General features: G+C 62.1%; 14 protein-coding genes. 5 read left to right on the top strand and 9 right to left on the bottom strand.

Features of this window, described 5'->3' with window-relative positions:
• Positions 1 to 386: 386 nt before the first annotated feature.
• From BTH_RS00780 to BTH_RS00750, 7 genes are all read right to left on the bottom strand, one after another.
• Positions 387 to 1,277: a flagellin gene (locus BTH_RS00780; RefSeq protein WP_009894793.1), complete on the bottom strand. Its 891-nt coding sequence runs from the start codon at positions 1,275 to 1,277 to the stop codon at positions 387 to 389.
• A gap of 112 nt (positions 1,278 to 1,389) precedes the next feature.
• The gene (locus tag BTH_RS00775) at positions 1,390 to 2,544 is read right to left on the bottom strand and encodes a CDP-glycerol glycerophosphotransferase family protein (RefSeq protein ID WP_011400816.1); all 1,155 of its coding nucleotides are present in this window, start codon (positions 2,542 to 2,544) and stop codon (positions 1,390 to 1,392) included.
• Positions 2,525 to 3,109 (bottom strand): NTP transferase domain-containing protein, encoded by a 585-nt coding sequence (locus BTH_RS00770; protein WP_009894790.1) that lies wholly within the window; start codon positions 3,107 to 3,109, stop codon positions 2,525 to 2,527. Before BTH_RS00770 ends, BTH_RS00775 begins: the two co-directional genes overlap by 20 nt.
• 50 nt (positions 3,110 to 3,159) lie before the next feature.
• Entirely contained in the window at positions 3,160 to 3,768 is a 609-nt protein-coding gene (locus BTH_RS00765) for an HAD-IB family phosphatase (protein WP_009894788.1), read from the bottom strand.
• Complete coding sequence (locus tag BTH_RS00760; RefSeq protein WP_009894785.1) at positions 3,765 to 4,553, bottom strand: class I SAM-dependent methyltransferase; 789 nt, start codon at positions 4,551 to 4,553, stop codon at positions 3,765 to 3,767. Before BTH_RS00760 ends, BTH_RS00765 begins: the two co-directional genes overlap by 4 nt.
• Positions 4,546 to 5,481, bottom strand: a complete 936-nt coding sequence (locus BTH_RS00755; protein ID WP_009894783.1) for a hypothetical protein — start codon at positions 5,479 to 5,481, stop codon at positions 4,546 to 4,548. The genes BTH_RS00760 and BTH_RS00755 overlap by 8 nt, the downstream gene beginning before the upstream one ends.
• Positions 5,478 to 7,142 (bottom strand): glycosyltransferase family 2 protein, encoded by a 1,665-nt coding sequence (locus BTH_RS00750; protein ID WP_223297146.1) that lies wholly within the window; start codon positions 7,140 to 7,142, stop codon positions 5,478 to 5,480. Before BTH_RS00750 ends, BTH_RS00755 begins: the two co-directional genes overlap by 4 nt.
• Positions 7,143 to 7,351: 209 nt before the next feature.
• Here BTH_RS00750 and BTH_RS00740 point away from each other — a divergent pair, with 209 nt between their 5' ends.
• Complete coding sequence (locus tag BTH_RS00740) at positions 7,352 to 9,844, top strand: ATP-binding protein (protein ID WP_011400813.1); 2,493 nt, start codon at positions 7,352 to 7,354, stop codon at positions 9,842 to 9,844.
• An 84-nt stretch (positions 9,845 to 9,928) separates the two neighbouring features.
• On the opposite strand, the gene BTH_RS00735 is transcribed toward BTH_RS00740, so the two are convergent.
• On the bottom strand, positions 9,929 to 10,675 hold the full coding sequence (locus tag BTH_RS00735; RefSeq protein WP_009894775.1) for a response regulator transcription factor: 747 nt from the start codon (positions 10,673 to 10,675) through the stop codon (positions 9,929 to 9,931).
• A gap of 876 nt (positions 10,676 to 11,551) precedes the next feature.
• On the opposite strand from BTH_RS00735, the gene BTH_RS00725 reads away from it, so the two are divergent.
• The 3 genes from BTH_RS00725 (at position 11,552) to BTH_RS00720 (ending at position 16,867) form a co-directional block, all read left to right on the top strand.
• Positions 11,552 to 12,214 carry a response regulator transcription factor gene (locus BTH_RS00725; protein WP_009894771.1) on the top strand — a complete coding sequence of 221 codons (663 nt, stop codon included), beginning with the start codon at positions 11,552 to 11,554 and terminating at the stop codon, positions 12,212 to 12,214.
• 591 nt (positions 12,215 to 12,805) lie between these two features.
• Positions 12,806 to 13,027 (top strand): hypothetical protein, encoded by a 222-nt coding sequence (locus BTH_RS29330; protein WP_223297144.1) that lies wholly within the window; start codon positions 12,806 to 12,808, stop codon positions 13,025 to 13,027.
• 798 nt (positions 13,028 to 13,825) lie between these two features.
• Positions 13,826 to 16,867: an ATP-binding protein gene (locus tag BTH_RS00720; RefSeq protein ID WP_025370063.1), complete on the top strand. Its 3,042-nt coding sequence runs from the start codon at positions 13,826 to 13,828 to the stop codon at positions 16,865 to 16,867.
• Between the two features lie 392 nt (positions 16,868 to 17,259).
• Here the strand turns inward: BTH_RS00720 and tssH are convergent, their stop codons facing one another.
• Positions 17,260 to 19,905, bottom strand: coding sequence for a type VI secretion system ATPase TssH (gene tssH / locus BTH_RS00715; protein WP_009907099.1), 2,646 nt, complete (start codon positions 19,903 to 19,905; stop codon positions 17,260 to 17,262).
• 556 nt (positions 19,906 to 20,461) lie between these two features.
• On the opposite strand from tssH, the gene BTH_RS00710 reads away from it, so the two are divergent.
• Entirely contained in the window at positions 20,462 to 21,445 is a 984-nt protein-coding gene (locus BTH_RS00710; RefSeq protein WP_171462744.1) for a TagK domain-containing protein, read from the top strand.
• Positions 21,446 to 21,470 lie beyond the last annotated feature (25 nt).

Here is a 21,470-nt window from a genome sequence, read left to right as displayed (position 1 = left end):
GCGCGGCGCGACCGCCGCATCACGTTCGATTCGATATCGTTGCGCTCCGGCCGCCGCGATCGGCAATCCGGGCTTTGCCGATACGTCAGGCGTCCGGCCAACGGGAATCCTTAAATGTCTGTTCGATGACGGGCGCGCAGATACGCGCGCCGCATGACGCCGCAGCTCACCGCACGCGAAGGCGCGCATCCCGCACGATGCGCGAAGCGTGCGTTGCCGGCGAGAACGGCGATCGCGCGCGGCTCGAAGGCGAAACTTCGGCGAGACTCATCGCCTCGCCTCGCTCCGATCCGCGCGCTGCCGGGCCGTATCCCGCGCCACCATGCCTGACACGAGCTCCGGCCCGTGGCGCCGCTCAAGCGGCGGCGCCTTCCTTCCGCCCGCGCTTACTGCAGCAGCGACAGGACCAGCTGGCTCATCTGGCTCGCCTGCTTGAGCATCGAGCCGCCCGCTTGCTGCAGAATGTTCAGCTTGGTCATGTTCGCGGTTTCGCTCGCGTAATCGACATCGCGAATGCGGCCTTCCGCGTCCTGCGTGTTGTCGCGCATGTTCGTCAGGTTGTTCGCGATGTGCGTCAGGCGGTTCTGGCCCGCGCCGATCTCGGCACGCAGGCTGCCCACTGCCGACAGCGCGGCGGACAGGTTGTCCAGCAGCGCATTCGCGCCGCTGATGCTCGTGATGTCGGTGTTGCCCGATGCGCCGGATGCGCCGCCGCCGAACACCTGGGACGCGTCCCCGAATGCCTTCACGGCCGCCGCAAGCGCCGTCGACACGTCCAGTTCCATCACTTCGCCCGACGTATTGCCGATCTGGAACGTCAGCTTTTCCGTCAGCTTTCCGCCCGTCGCGCCGGAGGCGCCGGCGACAAACAGCTTCTCGCCGCCGTACGACGTGTTGTCGACGATGTTCTTCAGTTCCGTGCCGAGCGCGTCGTATTCCTTCTGCAGCGAGTCACGGTCGGCTTGCGTCCATGCGGAGTCGGCCGCCTGCGTCGCGAGGGCGTTCATGCGGTGCAGGATCTGCTCGACTTCCTTGAACGCGCCTTCCGCCGTTTGCAGCATCGACGTTGCGTTCTGCGTGTTCTGAAACGCGACGCCCATGCCGAGGTGTTGCGACTTCAGGCGCGTCGCGATCTGGAGGCCTGCGGCATCATCGGATGCCGAGTTGATACGGTAGCCCGTACCGAGACGCGTCATCGACGTCGTGAGGTCTTGTTGCGTGCGACCCAGAGCGCCCTGGATGCGCATCGAAGCGAGGTTCGTGTGCAGACTAAGCATGCTGATTTCCTGTGTGAATGGTCTATCAGGGAGCGGGGCGCTGTCTGGCGCCCTCACCATGCTTAGGCGTCGCTTCGATTGACAAACTTAAATCGCATCGAGACATGCCATCTCAGGCAGGCATCGATTGCCAGAGATCCGAACGGTCGACGGCAAGCTTCACGCGTTCGCCATTCTTGCCGTCGTGAACGCCGAGCACCTCGGCGATCACGCGCCGGCGCGATGCCTGCGTGGCGTCGCGCCCGCGCACGATGTCCTCGACGAATGAAACGATGTCGCATTCCGCACGTGCGCGCGACATCCCGCGCACCAGTTGCCTGCCCTCCTCGTTCAGGCCCGCGCCGCCTTCGCAATCCAGATGCAGAATGGGCTTGTCACAGACGAGGTACTCGTACATGAGCGAACTCGTGTCTGTCATCATCGCGTGCGATGCATCGAAAGCCGCTCTGTATAGAGGCGACTGGTCGATCACGAAATTGCGATGCCGTTTCGCGAACGCGATCAGCGTCGCGATCAGCCGCTTTCCCGGCTCATGAAGCATCAGCGTATGGAACAGGTTAGGATGCGGCCGCATGATGATCGCCACATCGTCGCGCTGCGCGGCGAGTCCGCACATCGTGTTCACATATCGATCGAACGTCGACCAACGCAGCTCCGCGGGAAAGCCGACGGAAAAATGCGGATTCCAAAGGAATACGTGCTTGCCGTCCACCAGTGGCGAAAACGGGTTGCCGGCGGGCGCGCCATGAAGCTCATCGAGCTTCGGATGCCCCGTGACGACGACGCGCTTCGCGCTGCCCGGCAAGTGGCGCTCATATCGCATCCGATGCGCCTGCGAACGTGCAAAGATGCGCCATGCGAGCAATTGCGTATCGAGCCCGTACTGGAACCGGCAATTTTGCTCGCCGCCGCCGACATCGGGGCCGTAAGGAATATACGCAAGCCGCACGTTGTGATCGCGCAGCGCGGCGGCATGAAATGCCGACGGCCGCGTCTCGTCGTACGGACAATGCAGGAACACGACGTCGGGCGCGTCCGCATCCGGGTCGTATTGAAGGTAATGGATATACCGAATCCCCCGCGCCTCTAGAAACACCCACGACGGCTCGCCGAGTTGAACGCCATTCTTCAGATATGGCAACGCGACGACTTCAACGTCGTAACGGCAATCGTCGCCGAATGCACGGTATACCGACGCAAAGCAGTACCACTGACTCGTCGCCTGAAAGAAAAAGCGGATTTTCTTCTTAATGGTCATGACGGCCATACGTCGCTCGGGCGATTTCCAGATCGGCAGGCGTATCGATGTCCATCGAATCCACCAGATAGGCTGGCGCGGGCATGTGCCGCTCGATCGACTCGTAGACGAATAGCGAATTGCCCGAAATCACGCGATTGTTCAGCCGGCCGATGCCCGTCCATTCGTGGGCGCCTTCGCCGCGGAAGAACCCGGTGCATGTCGTTTCGCCGCGCGACATGTCGAGGCGGACTTTGACGCCATCCTCCGTGGTTCTTCTGCTGTAGGCAATCGCCGGACCATCGCAAGTCTGCAATTGCCCGAGCAGCGAAGCAAACGACGACGGGTCGAACACGACATCACCGTCGACCATCAGAAAATCATCGCGGATCAGTCGGCTCGCCAGCTTGACGCTATATAGCGTATTCGTCTGGTCGAAGTATTCGTTTGGAACGAAGATCAGGTTGCGGCGGTGTCGCAGCGCCTCGCTGATGACCAGCTCCTTGCGGAAACCGACCACGAGAAACACATGAGGAATGTGCTCGAGCGCAAGCAGCGTGCGCCCGAGCAACGTACGGCCGTCGATCTCGGTCAACGATTTCGGTACGCCCCGATTCAATCGCGAGCCGACGCCCGCGCACGGAATTACTGCATGCTCAACAGGTCGCATAGCGCCTCGCTAGAATAGACGATGTAGTTAGCCATGTTCGCGAGATTGGCCGACGGCGCGTGCACGCCGCCATAAGCAATACCCACGTCCGCATGCCTGAACAGCGGGATGTCGTTCTCACCGTCTCCGACAGCGATGATTCGCCGATAAGCACGCCGGAATTGCGCAACAGGCGTGTCCTTCCGCAAGATGTTCCTGACGCCCTGAAGCCGCCCATTCTTCACGTCGCCCAGCGAGCTCACGCACGGCACGCCGATGCGCCGCACGAGACCCTCGATCCAGCAATCGAGATTTCCTGTCACGACCACGCAATCCGCCGTCTCTCCATCCCGGATGTACTGCAAAATGCGCTCGTCCAACTCGACCGTCTCGGCCACATAGTCACTGATCTTTCTCGGGCATGTGTCGCGCAATAGCTGAACGCGCAACTTGAACGACATCTCGAACGGGATCACGCCTTGAATCGTCGCCTGCGTGAGCGCCGCGATTTCTTCCGATATGTCGGCCAATTCGGCGATCTTCGGAAGAATCTCCTGCTTGCTCAGCGTCCCATCCAGATCGAAGCAGATCAGCGTATCGTTCATTTCCGGGTAATCACCATGTAATGCTGACGAGTCGACCAGCGGCCGTTCAGCGCCGGATCGCGATACATGGGCGTTAGCGGTCCGATGTCGAACGACGCGTCGAATGCATCGGCGACCGCTCGCCGATACTCGTCGGCACCGCGATAGATGACGCTGTATTCCGCCGACAACTGATTCGACATGAACCGATTGAGCGTGAGGCGCGCATCGGCCGTCTCGATCGGGTCGCGCAGATACAGACTCGCGCCGGAATGCATCGCGGCCGCGAGGCAACGGAGGCTCCCCAGGAAATCCTCGTCGTTGAGATATATCGACACGCCCGACATGATCAAGATGTCGAATCGCTTGCGACGCGTGATCATTTCAATCGAACGGGCGTTGCACGGCAGCGCCGCGAAACCATAACGGCTTTCCGGGATCGCCCGCTCGACGAGCGAAGCCCTGGCGGTTTCGACAAATTCCGCAAGCAGATCAAAGCCGAAGTAGTAGCCGACGCGATCGATGATTCGATCCGCAAGCCTGCCGGTGCCGCAGCCGATATCCAGCACCGAACGGCCGTCGAAAGACACAGCGCGCTCCAACGTCCGAAATTCCGCATCGGACCGCGCATGCGCAAGCGCGGGATTGTCGTCCTGATACAGCACCTGCACCACCTTGTCCGCACCGCAGGCCGCGCGGCTCCTGAAGAAGCGATAGGTGGCCTCGTAATCTATCGGCACATGCCTGTTCGCGATGCGGCGTTCGTCGTCCGTCGACGGCTTCGTATTCGCTGCCGTATCAGTCATGTACCTCTCCGATCAACGTGAAGCCGATCAGCAGCGGATCCGTGTGATCGTCGCGGCCGAGGCTGGCCTTGCCGTTGCATTGCCACGCGGAGAACAGGCTCGACACGACGTCCTCGTCCAACTCCACGTCGCACGACACCAGTATTGCGCAGAGCGATCTGAGGCAGAAATAGTCGAGACACATATCGAGGAATGCCAGATCATAGAGTTCCGGTTCCGCGCCAGGAAAAACCTCGTGGAAGCAGCGGTACAGAAAGTAGTTCTGCCACGTGCAGTCGTGCTTGGCGAAGAACTTCTCGACCGCCGGCGATCGCTCGATCTCGCGCAACGCATCGGCAAGGAAGCCGTCCGAGATCACTTGCAGCTCGGTCAGCCTGAGATTGAGGGACATCGATGAGGCCGAGTCGAGATCGAAGCACATTTGCACACGGGCAAGACGGCGCAGGTACGCGTACTTGTACAGATCGATGACGGGCATCTGTGCGACGCGCGCCTGCAGCACGCCGCGACCCGCCAGTTCGATCAGTTCCTCCACCACGGCAATCGGCATCGAGGGATCACGCTCCGCCTCGCCGGCACGCGCCACTCGGCTCAGCAGCACGCCGATCGCATGCAGCCGCTCCGGAATCGAAAGTTGTTGTTCGATCAGCAAATAGATGCAGGCCTGATTCACGCCGTTCTGCCACGCATCGAGCGCGTCATCCTGTCCCGGGTCGGCGGCGATCGTATGCAGTTCGAATGCGTCGCGCTCGAACAGGGCCTCGCGCGACACGGTTTCACACTGAAGCAGTGCGCTGTGTCTCACGTGATTGGTCCATGCATGGGTCACGAGCGGCGATCGCGCCCGGCAGCTCTCGCACTGGCACTGACTGATGCGCGTCTTGCCGCGCAAAATGAACTGGGGAACGTAGCTTCCGATTTCGGTCATGATGTGGATCGGGATGGAGTGAAAGAGGCAGACGCGCCGGACGGCGCGCCTGCGTTCTCCCGCATCTTCCGGAAGAACCCGGGGGTGAGATCCTTGCCGTCGTCGCGATGCGAGAGATAGGCGAAACTCGGATACAGCCCCAGCCAGCGCGAATTCGTCATCAGCGGAAGCCATGCTTGATCGATCCGTTCGCGCGCGCGTTCCTCGCCCGCGCCGTGCGAGAGCACTCGTTCGAGGTGATCGATGAAGACCGTGTAGTAAGACTGGTTGACCGCATAGGCAACCGCTTCGCCGGCGAGATTGACCCGCTGCGCGCCGGGGAGCGTGTGCAACGGAACGCCGCTTCGCACATCCGCGCCGAGCAGGACGACTTCCCAGTCGAAGCCGTCCAGCGCGCGCAGGAAGCGATTGACGTTCGCCACCGCTTTCTCCTGGCGAACGAACTCGAGCCGGTCGTCGAGCAGGAGATAGTTGCGCCAGCCGCTGGCGCGAGCCCGCTTCGCCAGATCGAGGTGGCTGCGCGTATCGGCGCCGTCCTCGCTGGCGGAACGGAACTCGACGATTTGCCGCTCATCGACGCCAAGCTCGAGCAACACCGTGCGAAATGCCGCCAGCCGCCCGGCATCGCGGCCGGCATTGATGACGATCCGCTCGAAGCGTCGCCATTCGACCCGCGAGCTCACGGGCGCATGACTGAGGCGGCGGTAATGCGCGAGCAGGCGCGCGTCGGCGACGAAATCCTCGAGCGTGAACGCGGCCCGCTCGCAGCTCGCCAGAACGAAATCCTTGTCGAACGTGTTCGCGCTGTGCGAGATGCACAGGATCGCCCGCTTCGGATCGATCTGCAGCACCGGAGCCGTAAAGCGGCCGAGAAAGCTGCTCTCTTCGGCCAATGTGGCCGTGTCGTCGTAGCGGTGATGGGCCAAGTATCGGCGATGATACGCAAACGTCCCGTTCAACGCGTGATGCGGTCCGAACGAATAAGTCTGGTAGATCCGGTCGATATGGCTGTACCAGATGTAGATTTGGTCGCTGCCCGAGAACGTCGCACAGCGCTCCTGCATCGCGCGAACGGCGTGCGACACCTTGTCCGGCGGATAATAATCGTCGTCATCCATGCAGACGATATAGTCGCCCCGCGCGAGTTCATTCAGGCGGTTGCGCTTGGCGCCGATCGTCATGCGCTCGGCGACGTGGTAGTAGCGAATGACCGAACCCGCGGGATCGGCGGCGGCTAACTGCTCAACGAGATCCTGGCTGCTATCCGGGGAGTCGTCGAGAATCACGAGCTCACGCCGATTCGCCGGATAGTCCTGATACTGAAACATGTAGACGAGATACGGCAGGAATGCTCTGCGCTGCCACGTCGGACATACGACACTGACAAACGGAAACGCGTCGACGGCCACGGCCGGCGACTGCGCAAGCAGTTTCGACGTCAGGCTCGAGACGCGTCCGCTCTTCCGGGCGACGGCCCTGTGACTCACGATGAATCCTCCGATGAATGGGATCGAACCGGAATCCGCGCCGCGAACCCGGCGCGGCGCGCGGGCTGCCGCCCGGCGCCGGTTGCGCAGACCATGACGAAGCCGCGCCGGCGCGGGGGCGGAACGGCGCGCGCGCGCCGAGGCAGCCGACGCACGGTCCCCGCCGATTCGCACGCACGGCAGGCTTCGATTACCGTTAGGCGACCCAACTACGCAGGGACTTAAATTTTTTTTGCGCGCGCACGAGCAAAGCCAGGCGGCAATACGGCCCTCTTTTCGTTCAGTAAAACGGTCTGCCGCGTCGCGCGCCCGTTTATCATGCGAGCAAGCCAACCCTGTTGCGAACCGCCTGTTGCGTCGCGAGTTCGCAATACACGACGAACATGAACGAGCCCTTGCGCGCCCTCCCCACCCTGCCCGCCGTCGAGGTCGATGTCCGTCGGTCCGCTCGTGTGCGCCGGTTGCGTCACATGACGATTGGTCTGATCATTTCGCTCGCACCGTTTGCGGCGTTCCGCGCAAGCGCGGCCACGCTGTTCACCGACGAAGAGCAGCACTGGATCGACACGCATCCCGTCGTGCGTTTCGCGGCCGGCCCCGGCGCGCAGCCATTCGACTACGTGGAAGACGGCAGGCATCAGGGCCTTACGGCGGATTATCTCGACGCGGTCGCCCGCATCAGCGGTCTGGAGTTCGAGAGGGTCGACACCAGCCGCTGGGGCTCGCCGACCGCCGCGTTCGCCGCGCACGAAATCGACCTGCTGCCCAACGTCGCCTATGGCCTGCAGAATGACGTCCTCCAACGCGAAGCCATCTTCAGCAGCCCTTATCTCGTCGGTTCGGCGGTCATCGTGACGCGCGAATCGAAGACCGTGATCTTCGATCTCGACAAGCTTTCCGGACAGACCATCGCAGTGCGCTCAGGCGGAGCGTACGAGCGCTTCCTCCGTCAGCACTATCCGTCGATACGGCTGCTCCCGGCCCTCGAGCAGCGCGATACGCTCGACGCGGTCGCGACGGGCCGCGCGGACGCGGCGATCGGACTCGACGCCATGCTCGTGCCTGCGATTCGCAGCAGTTACTCTCATCGCCTGTACATCTCGGGCGCCGTCGCGAACATGCCCGCCGTGATCGTCATGGCCACGCGCAAAGACTTGCCGGTGCTGGCGTCGATCATCGACAAGTCGCTGAACTCGCTGACGGCGCGCGACGTGAACGAGCTGACGACGCACTGGCTCTACAGCTCGGACTTCGGCGCGCCGTCGTGGCGCGCGATCACGCACTACTACACGATTGAAATCGTGCTCGGCGTCTTCGTCGTGTCGGGCTTCGCGATGCTCGCCTTCCGCTCCCGCGCGCAGTATCGGCTGACGGCCGAGAGCGAGGCGCGCAAGTCGCGCTTCATCGCGGTGATGAGCCACGAAATCCGCACGCCGCTCAATGCGATCGTATCGGCAATCGACCTGCTCAGCCGCGCGAAACTGGGGCCGATGGAGAAGCAGCTCGCCGACACGGCGGTCAAGGCATCCGCCAGTCTCGTCGGCATGCTCGACGACGTGCTCGACATTTCCAAGCTGCATGCGGACAAGCTGCAGCTCGCGCACGTCGCGAGCGACATCCGGACCGTTGCCGAGAGTGCCGCCATCATCATGCGCGCGCAGGCCGACGCAAAGGGCCTGCCGCTCGAACTGCATCTCGATGCACCCGACGATCTCGACATTTACATCGATCAGACACGCATCCGCCAGATTCTCGTCAATTTGCTGTCGAATGCAATCAAGTTCACGGACGCCGGGCGCGTGCGCGTCGACGTCGGGCTGGCGGCCGCCGATCCGCCGACGCGCGCTCGCGGAGAACTGACGCTCAAGGTGAGCGACACCGGCATCGGCATTCCGAAAAACCGGCAGGACCGGCTGTTCGACGCGTTCGAACAGGCCGACTCGACGACGACTCGGCGCTTCGGCGGCACGGGCCTCGGCCTGACCATCTGCAAAGAACTCGTCGCACTGATGGGCGGCACGTTGACGCTCGACAGCAAGGAACGCGTCGGCACTTCGGTAACGGTGGTGATTCCGGTCGATACCGCGCAACGCGAGGTATGCGCGTCCGTCGACAAGGACGCCGTTGCGGACGCGCCGTCCATGGCGCGCGCTGACCGGCCGCGCGTGCTGGTCGTGGAAGACCAGCCGCTCAACGCGGAGATGATCCGCCTTCAGCTTGCCGAACTGCACTGCGACGCGACTATTGCGAACACCGGCCGGGCGGCGCTCGGCCTGCTCGATGAGCAAGCGTTCGCGCTCGTGCTGCTCGACTGCAATCTGCCCGACATCGACGGTTACGAAGTGGCACGCCGCATTCGCGCGGCCCGGCGGAATGCAGCGGCCTATCTGCCGATCATCGCCATTTCCGCGCTGACGGATCATGCTCATCTGCATGAGTGCATCGCCGCGGGCATGGACGGGAGCTTGCGCAAGCCGCTCATGCTCAACGATGTCGCATCGATGATCGACTTGTGGTGCCGCGCCGCCGGGGCGACCGGCGGCACCGCGGAATTCTCCGATCAAGCGTCGCCCGCGGAACAGGAGATCGATCTGCCCAGGCTGAAATCGCTATTCGCGACCACCTGCGCCGAGGACAGCGCGCGCATAGACAGTGCGCTTGCGAACGGCGACTTCAAGCTTGCGGCCTCATGCGCGCACCGCATCAAAAGCGCCGCGCAAGTGATGCGCGTGCATGACATCGCGCACACCGCCGAGCGGCTCGAGCGCGCGCTGTCGGCGCCCGATGTGAACGTCGGCGCCGCGCGGCGGGACGCGGCAAGACTCGCCCGGCTCGTGTGCGGCATTGATCCGGATCGCCTTTCGTTCGATGCCTGAAACGCCCCCGAGCGCCCGGCGCGAGGCATGGCGCATGCGAGGCTGACGCCCGAGTCATTACAAGCGGGCCGCGCCACGAACGCCTCAGTTCGCGTACGGGCCGCCCGCTTCGCCCGAGCTGTCGAGCAGTTCTCGCTCGAGCTTGAACAGCTCGCGATCGCCGGAAATGCCGAGCTTGCGGTACGCGCTACGCTTTTGCGTGCTGATCGTCTTGTTGCTTCGGCTCAGCTTCTCGGCAATCTGACCGACTTCGAAACCCTGCAGAGTCAGTCTCAACACCTCCAGTTCGCGCGGCGACAGCAGCGACGCAAGCGTCGCGCGGCCCGTATCTCCCCGTCTCATTTCGATCGCGGCAGGCGGCACCAGGTCATCGCGTTCCGCAAGCGACGGATGCACGTACTTTTCACCGGATGCCACCCGCCGGATCGCATCCACGAGTTCCTCCAGCGTGCAGTCCTTCCCGATATAGCCGCGTGCGCCTGCCATCAACGCCAATCTGACGATCGACGGCTGAAGGTGCCCCGACACGACGAGGATCGGGCAAACAGGGAACTGGACGCACAGGCGCCGAATCAGCGCGATGCCGTCCGTGTCCTGCGGCCCAAGCGCGTAGTCGATAAGGAGGACGGGCCGAGTATGCGCCAATGCGGGCCCATGCTGCGCCAGATAGTCGAATAACTGACGCGACCTGGAGAATGTGCCCAGTACGGCGATGTCGCGCTCCCGCTTCAGTTGATAGGTGATACCACTCAGTACGACCTCGTGATCATCAAGCATGATGACACTCAACTGCTCGCGGGCCCTGGGTGTGGGAAGCTTTTCGTGGGGCATGCTATGCGATGGCGTTGCTCGTCCTTGCGATTGGCGCGAAGTATGACACATTCATCCTCGCGTTCGCGTGCGTCTCGATCAAATCCTGCCTTCCGCCGCGCGCCGGATCGACGCCGGACCCGCTGCCCGCGCCGACGCTCACGACGCAACCGCGCGCCTCGCCGCGAACGGCAAGCGCTGTTCGGCCGAATTCGAAACTCGCGCGTGCCGCGAGGCCGTCGATCGCGCCGCATCTCGAGGCCCTCGCGGGGCACCATACTGTTCAATCCGCATGGTGGTGATGCAAGGTTCGAAGAGGAATGCGGACCGTCGTCGCCCGTCATCATGGCGCGGTCGATCGCAGACGCAATGCCGCCGGACATCGCACTTTTCGCGGGATGCGCGCCGTTGTCACGCGCGCCAATTAAGCGCGCGCTTCGAACACGCACCTGCCGACAGCGCGTTGTTTCATTCTGGATCGGCGATAAACGGCCTAAATGGGACCGCATCACAAAGACGCAAATTGTCAAAAATTGACAACCCTCCGTCTTTGATACATGTCCGATAGCCCTGACAAATCTTGTCACTTACTCTATGACTCACGCAACGAGGGAATTTATCGCGTCGACTCTCTTGGCGAGATGCCGTTGCCTTCGAGGCGTAATCTCATTGGAGCCCCAATTGACGCTTCACTTCGTGAAGCGCCTCTTTTTCCGCGGCACACGTGAGAATTCATTATTTTTGAGAAATTCCAGCGCACCAAACCCTGAATCAACCTGCTTAGCAAAAAATCAATTCTATATATCCAACCACATGCGCATGATTAATCGAGCACATCGCCCTCCATCCTGATCTGGTTCTATGCAAGCCCTTCCAATCATATGATTCAGGATCAGGATGACTTCTTTCTCCATAAAGGTCATCATCGCGGATGACCACCCGGCTGTACTGACCGGCCTGCTACACGCCCTGGCCCCCGTAAGCTCGATAGAAGTGGTAAGCGCGTGCAGAAACTCCACCGAACTACTGGCGGCGCTCAACGAGCACCCTTGCGACGTCGTGATATCCGATTACAGCATGCCCGACGAAAACTTCGGAGATGGCATCTCGCTGTTCTCGTATGTCCAAAGACGGTATCCGGCCACGCGCCTGATCGCGCTGACCATGATTAGCAATCCCGCAATCATTCAAAATCTGATATCGCACGGCATTTCAACGGTTCTCAGCAAATCGGACGAAGTCGGCCACATCATCGCGGCGGTTCACGCCAGCTATGCCAAGGGCTCCTATCTTTCGCCGACTATGGAGGCGATCGTCAATAACGGACACGGCAAGTCTCAGGATGGAGAAATTCCGCTGTCCCCGAGGGAAATAGAAGTCGTGCGTTTGTTCACGTCCGGGCTGTCGGTCAATGAAATTGCCAACCGGCTGAAGCGAAGCAAGCAGACCATCAGCTCTCAGAAAGCCAACGCGATGCGAAAGCTCGGCCTGAACAGCGACATCGATCTTCTCAAATACGCGCTGAAGGTGAAGCTGGTCGAAGACACGACCAATCATTGACCGATGGAAGACGTCGCTGGAGCCTTTCGACATAGGCGGCGGTCGTTCGCGAGACCACCGTCGCGCGCTCGCAATGGCGTGCAACGCGCGTCATCCTCGCTGCGCCGAATTTCGGCCTAGGCTGCGCCGCCGCGCTCGTCCGCAACACTGCGGCAAATGCGCGCGCAAGGCCCGGTTCCGGACGATTCCAGTCCGCATATTGCTGCGCACCGGCTCGATCGTGCCGGCCGCCCGCAAGGCTCGCGATTCGCGAACGCAGAGAGGCCGGCCACAAGCGGCTGGCATCGTCTGCCATCATTTGTCGACACGTTGCGATCAGCCGCGATCGCTCAGCAAGACACTCCGGACGTAATCGCGCCGCGATCGGCTCATAGGACATCGCATCACGCACGAAATTAATACAAATACGCCTCGCCTGATGTCGAATTCTTGTTTTGTCCAATATGCCCCCGAATATCGCATCCGTATATTTCGGTCAATCAGCTCGATCCATTCACGTCATGCCCGGTCGCGTCAATCCCGATTCAGCTCGACAAACCCTCATTTCCGATCAAACATTTGCGCACATCAAGGCATCTCGACCGGAGCTGATTGAATCAATCTTCCGAGGTCCATCCGATGTCACATTCACCCAAAGTTGCTTCCCTCATGCTCGAATTTGCATCACTACCGGAAGAGGCAAGACGCGAATTTCTGGTTCTGCTCAACAATTTCATATTTCTTTCGCCTGCCGCACGACGCAAGACACAAGCAGAATGGAAAAGGATCGCCGCAATGGACAGGTTGCCGCATAGCGGCACGACCAAACGGTGAGCGTTCTATCGTTGCAGGACTTGCGACAATGCGCCCGTCTCGCGCGGGCGGCACGAATGCCGGCCGCGCACCGGCATTTCAACGATCAGGTATAGCCGCGCCCCCGCGGTACGAGAGCGTCGGCGACGACAGCTCGACTCCTCCGTTTGCGGTACCGGTCATCTCGGCAATGACTCAGCCGAAAGGCCCTGGAGGCCGCAAACGCACCGCGCCGATTGCGGCCGGCGATGCCGCAGCCGCAGGCATCCGAACGATGAGGATTGATGGTCCACCCCGGACTTTCATCGTCTCCCTGCCGGACAACACACCACCGGACTTTCCGAGCGCTCGCGGCCCGCTCGCGCAGTATTTTCGAAGCGAGATTCGGTCACTCGCCGGACACATCGAAAGCAAAAAGAAAGATCTCTGTCGCATTTGTCCCATCAAGCATTCGCGGCAGGACAGGCGCGCATCACATCCATGCGCTCATAAATTCGAATTTTTCAGGAATCCCAGCAATACCGGATCGAAAAATTCTATTTCCCAAGCAGTTTTCCAGCCAAAAGGCGCCGCAATTCACGAATTACCGTACGTTTCGCTACACGCCGTTCGTTCAGAATTTCCCATGTGAATCATCAAATAGGCACTTTGCTTTCATTTTCGATACGGGATGACGAATATTGGAGCGGTGAAAGCGCATAGTATACGGATGGATTTATTTTTATCCTGAGGAAGCCAGCAAAAAAATTCGAAAAAAGGAGCTCGGCCGAGCATCCGCATTTCCGATCTCATCTCGCACGCCCAAAGCAACGTCTCGATATGCCAGGAAAACTGAAAAAACTGCTGATCCAGCCATTCAAGCTAAATCACCGCAAAGCGCTCTTCGACCCCCGAAGGATGCTCGCGCATCAACGCCTGCTCACGTATGGCGGCGCACTCGGAATTTCGGCGTTCATCCTGTTCTGCCTGCTGCTCGTGATCCGGATGGAGGCGATGGACTATGTGTCGAACGCGCGCTCCGAATTTCTTATTCAGCAGTCTAAACTTACAATCAAATTACAAGTTCGGCGCACGGCGCTCATGCGGGCCGTGATGCATGCCGAAGGCCTGTGGAACAGGCGCATCGAACCGTCGCCGGAGTTGCTTTCGCGATTCGACGCACATCAGGGCTATGCCGTCCTGCACACGCCCCAGGGCGCGCCGGCTGCGCTCGCCCTCGGCATCCCGGCGCCAGGCCGCTCCGCGAGCACGTTCGCGCCGTATCTCGCGCTCCTGGAAACGCAACTCCTGATGGGAGACGGCCAATCGCCGTTGCCGGACGATCGGGTGGAAGGCTACTCGTTCTCGCCCGACGGCACGTACCTGTCGCTTCTATGGTCCCGCGAAGACCAGGCCCCGGAAGCATTCATCGAATCTCATTCGGCATCCGGAGTGATCGGCGATGCGATGCGCGGCATCCGCTATCTTCGCGACGCCAGCACCATCATTCCGCTGCGTGCGGATCGACGAACCGTATGGCTGCCGCCGCATCCCGATCCGCTCACCGGCAAGCCCATGATCCGCGTCGTTCAGCCCGCCATCGACGCGGCGGGAAAATTGTTCGCAATCTATGTCCGCAGCCTGCCGCTCGACATGTTTTACAGCAATCTGAACGACACGCCCGCCGGCGGCACGCTCACGATTGTCGATCGCAAAGGCCGCGTCATCATAGGTTCGTGGAACCCGCCCGGCCGGGACGGCGACGTAACGGATTCCGCGTTGAGCATCCGATCGCTCGGCGACGGATTCGACGGCCTCGTCGAACGTCACGAAAACGGCATGTTCGTGACCAGCGATCAGTTGCCTGGAACCGACTGGGTGCTCGTCCACGCCTATTCGTGGAAGACGATCGCGGCGGCATTGGCGCTGCGCTTCTCCCTCATGACGGGGTTCGCGGCCGGCATCATCGTCATGCTGTGGGTCTTGGCGATCCAGTTCGACCGTAAAGGCCTCATTCCGAACTATCGCCGCGCCCAGCGGCTGCTGGAAAGCGAAGTGCTCAATCGCGCGATCCTGCGCACCGCGCCCGTAGGGCTCGGCCTGCTTTCCGCACACGACGGCAGCGTGCTGCTGCAGAACAATGCAATGCTCGAACTGTCGGCGCGCACGAGCGGCGAACCGCTGCCCAACCGGCTCTGGGACGCATATCGGCAGACGACCGGCCGGTCGAACGACGAAGACGGCGCGCTGCTGCTGCACGATCTCGCCATCGAGCGTGAAGACTCCAATCCGATCTACCTGCAAGCCAACGTGGTCGCCGCCCGTTATCGCGGCGCGAACGTCCTGCTCTGCACGCTGCTGGACATCTCCATGCGCAAGGAAAGCGAGCTGAAGCTGAAGGAAGCGCGCATCGCCTCCGATCAGGCGAACAAGGCCAAATCCACGTTCCTCGCCACGATGAGCCACGAAATCAGAACCCCCCTCAACGCGATCATCGGCAATCTGGAATTGCTGCGCAGGTCGCAGTTGTCCAACCAGCAAAGCGAACGCCTGCAAGTGGTGGAATCGTGCTCGAACGCCTTGCTGCACATCATCAACGACATACTCGATCTTTCCAAGGTCGAATCCGGCCAGATGACGCTCGAGAACATCCCATTCGATATCCAGGCGCTATTGCAGGAGATCGTCGACGCCTATGCGCCGCTCGCCGAATCGAAGGGTCTGCAGCTCCTTTCGAATCTCGGGGAGGGGGTAGCGAGATACTACTCCGGTGATCCGGCGCGCATCCGCCAGATACTGTCGAATTTGATCGGGAATGCAATCAAATTCACGGAAAGGGGCCATATTTCAGTCGACGTCCATCAGGCAAAGGCCGCCCAAGGCGATTCCGCGATAGAAATCTGGGTCAACGATACCGGCATCGGAATACGGCCGGACCGCATCGCGACCTTGTTCGATGTTTATACGCAAGCCGACACCTCGATCCATCGCCGCTTCGGCGGTTCCGGTCTCGGATTGCCGCTCTGCAAACGGCTTGCAACGATCATGGGCGGCTCGATCGAAGTCGACAGCCTGCCCGATTTCGGCACCACGGTCACCGTTGTGCTGCCGCTGCGAGAAGCCCGCCATGCGACGGCCATGTCGAGCGGGCCGGCCGTGCGGCGGCGCGATGCACCGGCGCACGCCCGCCCGTCGCTGCACGTGCTCGTCGCGGAGGATCACCCGGCCAACCGCGCGCTATTGCGCGACCAACTCGAGGCGCTCGATCATCGGGTGGATGTCGTCGAAAACGGACGCGACGCGCTGCGCGCATTCGGCGAACATCAATACGACGTCGTGTTGACCGACCTCGGCATGCCCGAGCTCGACGGATTTGGATTCGCGATGTTCGCCAACAAGATGCGCGCCAGCATCCCGATCGTCGCGATGACCGCCCATGCGACCGCCGAAGACTATCGGCGATCCAAGAAAGTCGGCATCGCCGAGATCGTCCTGAAGCCGCTTTCGCTGACCACACTGGAGAAAGTGCTGCAACGTCACGCGGCGCGCACGCTCGCGGCGGAAGTCGTCGTCGCCGACGCCGGCGAGGCTCACGCCGAATCCCGGATACGCACCCTGCCGCCTGCCGTCGCGGCCGCGTTGCGCACAGCGACGTTGCAGTCGATCGACAAGATCGCTCATGCGCTTGCGTCACGCCGCTTCGAAACGATCCGGCAGGAACTTCACTCGATAAAAGGGGGATTCGCGCTGACGGGCAACCGCTTCCTCATCGCGCGTTGCTCCGCCGCCGAGGAATTGGCAGAACGCGAGGATCTGGATACGTTGCGCGCAGCCTGGCGAAACCTGGAGTCTTCGCTCCTCGAAGCGCTGGAGCGCCTGTAGGACGACAAGCTTTGCACGCATCGGGCGCGCCGGCCGCGGCAAGCGTCCGGCGCGAAAGCGCTCCAGTTCCAGGCCGGGCGCGCTTACCGTCGCTGCATCCGCGTTGGAGGCGGCCCGGGAAACGCGCGGCGTCGCCTCGAACCTGCCCCAGTTGCCAGTCACTTGCAAGTGCCGTCGTGCTGGCGCCATGCGTCGGCGGTGCAACGGCCGAGATGGATCTTCAGCAAAAAGACACGGGCTGGCGGAACCGCCAGCCCGTCGTTCAGATTTCCCGCAGAGTCAATTCGCTTGCCGAAGCAATTGCCCGCCCCCTAGCCGTCGGCCGTTTCATCCGGCATGCGTCGCGCGTGCGCGCACTTCGCCGCCGGTCGAACGATCGAACCACGGCATCGTCAAGAAGCGCGCAGGACAAACGCTTGCGCGGGAGCCGCGCCGGAATCGGCAACGTCGAGATCGACCCGCGTGAACACGGTCTTGGACGAAAGCGAATCCAGCCAGCACTTCGCGAGCAGCGGCAGCACATGCTGCTCGATGAAGCCGATCAGCAGGCGCGCGCCCGTTTCCTGGACGAGACAGCGACCGACGACGTAATCGACGACATTGTCCGAATAGCTCAGTGCGACCGCCTGATTCTCGGCCATTCGGGCCACCACTCGATCGAGATGCAGCCTGACGATGCGCGATAGCGTTTCTTGCGCCAGCGGACGATAGGGCACCAGCGTCACGCGCCCGAGAAACGCGGCGGGAAACGTCTTGAGCAATGCCGGAGCGAGCGCGGCGCAAAGGCCATCCGCGTCGGGCGCGCAAGCCTCGTCCGTGCACAGTCCGGACACGAGTTCGGAGCCTGCGTTGCTGGTGAGAAGAATCGTCGTGTTGCGAAAATCGATATAGCGACCGTCGCCGTCCTCCATGTAGCCCTTGTCGAATACCTGGAAGAACATTTCGTGGACGTCGGGATGCGCCTTCTCGATCTCGTCGAGGAGCACGACGGAATACGGACGCCGGCGCACAGCCTCGGTCAGCACGCCGCCCTCGCCGTATCCGACGTAACCCGGCGGCGCGCCCTTCAGCCCCGATACCGTATGCGCCTCCTGATACTCGCTCATGTTGATCGTGATGAGATTCTGCTCGCCGCCGTACAGCGCTTCGGCAAGCGCCAACGCTGTCTCCGTCTTGCCGACGCCCGACGGCCCCGCGAGCAGAAACACGCCGAGCGGCTTCTTCGGGTCCGTCAATCCGGCGCGCGCCGTTTGCACCCGATCGCAAATCTGATGCAGCGCATCGCGTTGACCGATCACCCGGGCGGCCAGCGTATCCGGCAATGCACGCACGGCGGACACTTCGTCCGTCACCATCCTGCCCACCGGAATGCCGGTCCAGTCGGACATGATCTCGGCGACGATCGCTTCGTTGACCTCGGGGAAGACGAATGCGCAATCGCCTTGCAAGCTCGACAGCGCTCGCTCCAGCTCGCGCAGCGCGTCGATCGCCGTTGCCGGATCGTCGCCCGCCGCTTCGCGCGCGCTGAGCAGCGCCTGCGCCGCCTCGATCTGCTGCCGCCAGCACGCATCGATCGCTTGCTCTTGCACTTCGAGCGCGGCGATTTCGTCGCGAGACTGCGCGAGCGCGCTTTCGTCGCCGAGGCCAATGCGCTGCTCGCCGTCGAGCAGTTCGAGCCGCACCCTCGCCGCTTCCAATCTTCTACGGACGTCCTGCAACTCACGCGGCGGCGCATGTTGCGACAACGCGACGCGCGCGCACGCCGTATCGAGCAAGCTGATCGCCTTGTCCGGCAACTGACGGGATGGAATGTAGCGATGCGACAGCTTGACCGCCGCGCGAATCGCCTCGTCCAGCACGACGACGCCGTGATGACGCGAGAAGGTGCGCGTCAGCCCGCGCACCATGTCGATCGCGGCCGCCTCATCGGGCTCGGGCACCTGCAACACCTGGAAGCGGCGTGTGAGCGCCGGATCTTTTTCGATGTGCCGCTTGTATTCCGCCCACGTCGTCGCACCGATCGTTCGAAGCGTGCCGCGCGCGAGCGCGGGCTTGAGCAGGTTCGCGGCATCTCCGGTGCCCGCCTGGCCGCCCGCGCCGATCAGCGTGTGGATCTCGTCGACAAACAGAATGACGGGCTGCGTCGCTTTCGTCGCCGCTTCCAGCACGCCTTTCAGGCGCGCCTCGAATTCGCCCTTCATGCTCGCCCCGGCCAGCAGCGCGCCGACATCGAGGCTCAGCAGGCGCACATCGGCAAGCTTCGGCGGCACATCGCCATCGGCGATCGCACGCGCGAGCCCTTCGACGACGGCCGTCTTGCCCACACCCGCCTCGCCCGTGAGCAGCGGATTGTTCTGGCGGCGGCGCAGCAGGACGTCGATCATCGTCCGGATTTCCAGCTCGCGACCGACCACCGGATCGATCTGCCCCGCTCGCGCCCGCGCGGTGAGGTCGAGGCAGAACTGCTCCAGCGGCGAACCGCCCCCCTTCTGCTGCAGCGCGCTCGATGCCTCGCCCGGTGTGGCGGCGCCGAAGTCGCTGTTGTCGTACGGCGTCTCGTTCGCCTCGGGCGAGCCATCGATCCACGCCGGCAACATCGCGTCGAGCTCGTCGACGCGAATCCGGCCGAACGCGGACGAAATCGACAGCAATACGCGCCTGAGCTCCGGCGTTTTCAGCAACGCAGCCAACAGCCACGCGCCCCGAATCCGACGATCGCCGAAGTCCAGTGTCGCCAGCACCCACGCGCGCTCGATCGCCGTCTCGATATGGTGCGAGAAATCGCTGATCGAGCTCGCGCCCGCCGGCAACTCATCGAGCGCGCGCACCATGTCGCGATCCAGTTCGCCGATGTCGATATCGCAGTGACGAGCGATCCGCTGGATATCGCCGTCAGCGGCCTGAAGCATCTGATGCAGCCAATGCACCAGTTCGACGTAGGGGTTGCCGCGAAGCTTGCAGAACGCCGTCGCCGACTCGATGCTGCGAAACAGCGAGTGGCCGAGCTTGCCGAATAGTGCCTGTCTTGAAACTGTCATGTCTCGATCGTGAATTCGTGAATATGCGACGCTTGCATGCAAAACCGGAAAATGGCGCGTCGTGTCCGGCTCCGTCATGTGCAAGCGCGCTTGCCTGGAAAGGCACGACATTAATCGCGACACACGATGAAGCTCAATGAGACGAGTATTAAATCTCGCGCTTCTTCTCGCGCGTTGAAGTCATGCCGACAGATGCGCTCGTACGAGCGCGAGCCCCGCGTTGAACGCGCGTCACAAGCCTCCGGGCGTCGCCGGCGCGATCTCGCTTCGTTCACGCCCCGCTCTATTTCAAACGCATGCAACGGCCGGGTGAATGCAATCTCGATAATCACCCGCTTTTTAGAACTATTCTCATATGTTGCAAATTCGACCCACGATAAGATCGGCGTGTCTCGCTTGATACCCCGGATCGCGCATCCCGCATGAATCGAATGCGCGCCGGCAAGCCGCCAAACGGGCAGATCACGCCTGCCGCTCAATCGTCATGTCGAAAAACGGCTCACCACTGGAATCGGATCGCTCGCGACACGCATCCGCACATCACGAAGAACCGGATGTGCCGGCGCCGCGCGTCTCGCTCGCGCGCCACGACGGCCGCGATGCCTCGCCTTTGCAGCAACATGCGATCGGCTCGGCCGGCTGCGTCTATTTCGTGCAGACGAACCGATTCGCCGCATTGGATACATGCATCGGCATCCTGAACGACGGCATCGTATTCGCAGCCGATCCCGACGGCTCGCTCCGGATGGAAAACCATTGCGCTCAAGTCGATTGCCGCGTCAATGGCGAGGCCGTCGCGCGCGGGGCTTGCCGGCGTCTCGATCATGGCGACGTCATCGCCGTCGCCGCCGCCGAATTGACCATTCAAGGCGGCGCCCGCTCGTGCGGGCAGCCCGCGTCGCAGCCGCCGCCGGTCGATCTGATCGCGCTCGGCAACGCGTTGCCGCGAAGCGAACCGGCGCATTTCGCGGATCTCGCGGAATTGGCCAATTTGCCCGCGGCGCCACCTCCGTATGGCAGCGCATCGGCGGGCGTGGCCGCGCCGCTTGTCATTCTCGACGAAGAAGCGCTCAGCGACCCGGCGCCGCCCGTGCCCGATTCGACGGACATCGATCCTCTCGTGCATTTGCTGACCGAATACCGGCACGCGCTGATCCATCACGAGCGCTCGTATGCCCACGAGTTCAAGTCGATCGAGCGTCCCCAAATTGCCGCGCCCGTTCCCGACGATCCGTTCCTGGACGCGCCGGGCCGCTACCGCCGGGGATCGCTGCTGGGCGACTTGCTGGGCAATCGGCAAAACATCGACTACGTGCTGGACGAGATGAACCCGTTTTGCGCCGAAGCGCTGTTTGCCGAAGAAGAGCGACACGACGTGCTGCTTCTGCTCGCGCCACTACGAAGAAAGAAAGCACATTTCCCGCAAACGGCGCTGCTGGCCCGGCACGAGCATCACTTGATGAGCGTGGACAGTCACTTTCCGACGCTGACCGCCGAAACGGACATCCAACAGGAAGAACCGAATGACGAATCGATCTGAATCTACGCACAACTCCGATCTGCAT

Source organism: Burkholderia thailandensis E264, from assembly GCF_000012365.1.
GTDB lineage: Bacteria > Pseudomonadota > Gammaproteobacteria > Burkholderiales > Burkholderiaceae > Burkholderia > Burkholderia thailandensis.
The sequence above is the reverse complement of the archived record's forward strand: the minus strand, read 5'-3'. Positions and strand labels throughout refer to the sequence as shown.

Bases quoted from the DNA above. Each gene is read 5' to 3' on its own strand.
- BTH_RS00780 (WP_009894793.1), bottom strand. From the start codon at position 1,277: ATGCTTAGTCTGCACACGAACCTCGCTTCGATGCGCATCCAGGGCGCT.
- BTH_RS00775 (WP_011400816.1), bottom strand. From the start codon at position 2,544: ATGGCCGTCATGACCATTAAGAAGAAAATCCGCTTTTTCTTTCAGGCG.
- BTH_RS00765 (WP_009894788.1), bottom strand. From the start codon at position 3,768: ATGAACGATACGCTGATCTGCTTCGATCTGGATGGGACGCTGAGCAAG.
- BTH_RS00760 (WP_009894785.1), bottom strand. From the start codon at position 4,553: ATGACTGATACGGCAGCGAATACGAAGCCGTCGACGGACGACGAACGC.
- BTH_RS00755 (WP_009894783.1), bottom strand. From the start codon at position 5,481: ATGACCGAAATCGGAAGCTACGTTCCCCAGTTCATTTTGCGCGGCAAG.
- BTH_RS00740 (WP_011400813.1), top strand. From the start codon at position 7,352: ATGAACGAGCCCTTGCGCGCCCTCCCCACCCTGCCCGCCGTCGAGGTC.
- BTH_RS00735 (WP_009894775.1), bottom strand. From the start codon at position 10,675: ATGCCCCACGAAAAGCTTCCCACACCCAGGGCCCGCGAGCAGTTGAGT.
- BTH_RS00725 (WP_009894771.1), top strand. From the start codon at position 11,552: ATGACTTCTTTCTCCATAAAGGTCATCATCGCGGATGACCACCCGGCT.
- BTH_RS00720 (WP_025370063.1), top strand. From the start codon at position 13,826: ATGCCAGGAAAACTGAAAAAACTGCTGATCCAGCCATTCAAGCTAAAT.
- tssH (WP_009907099.1), bottom strand. From the start codon at position 19,905: ATGACAGTTTCAAGACAGGCACTATTCGGCAAGCTCGGCCACTCGCTG.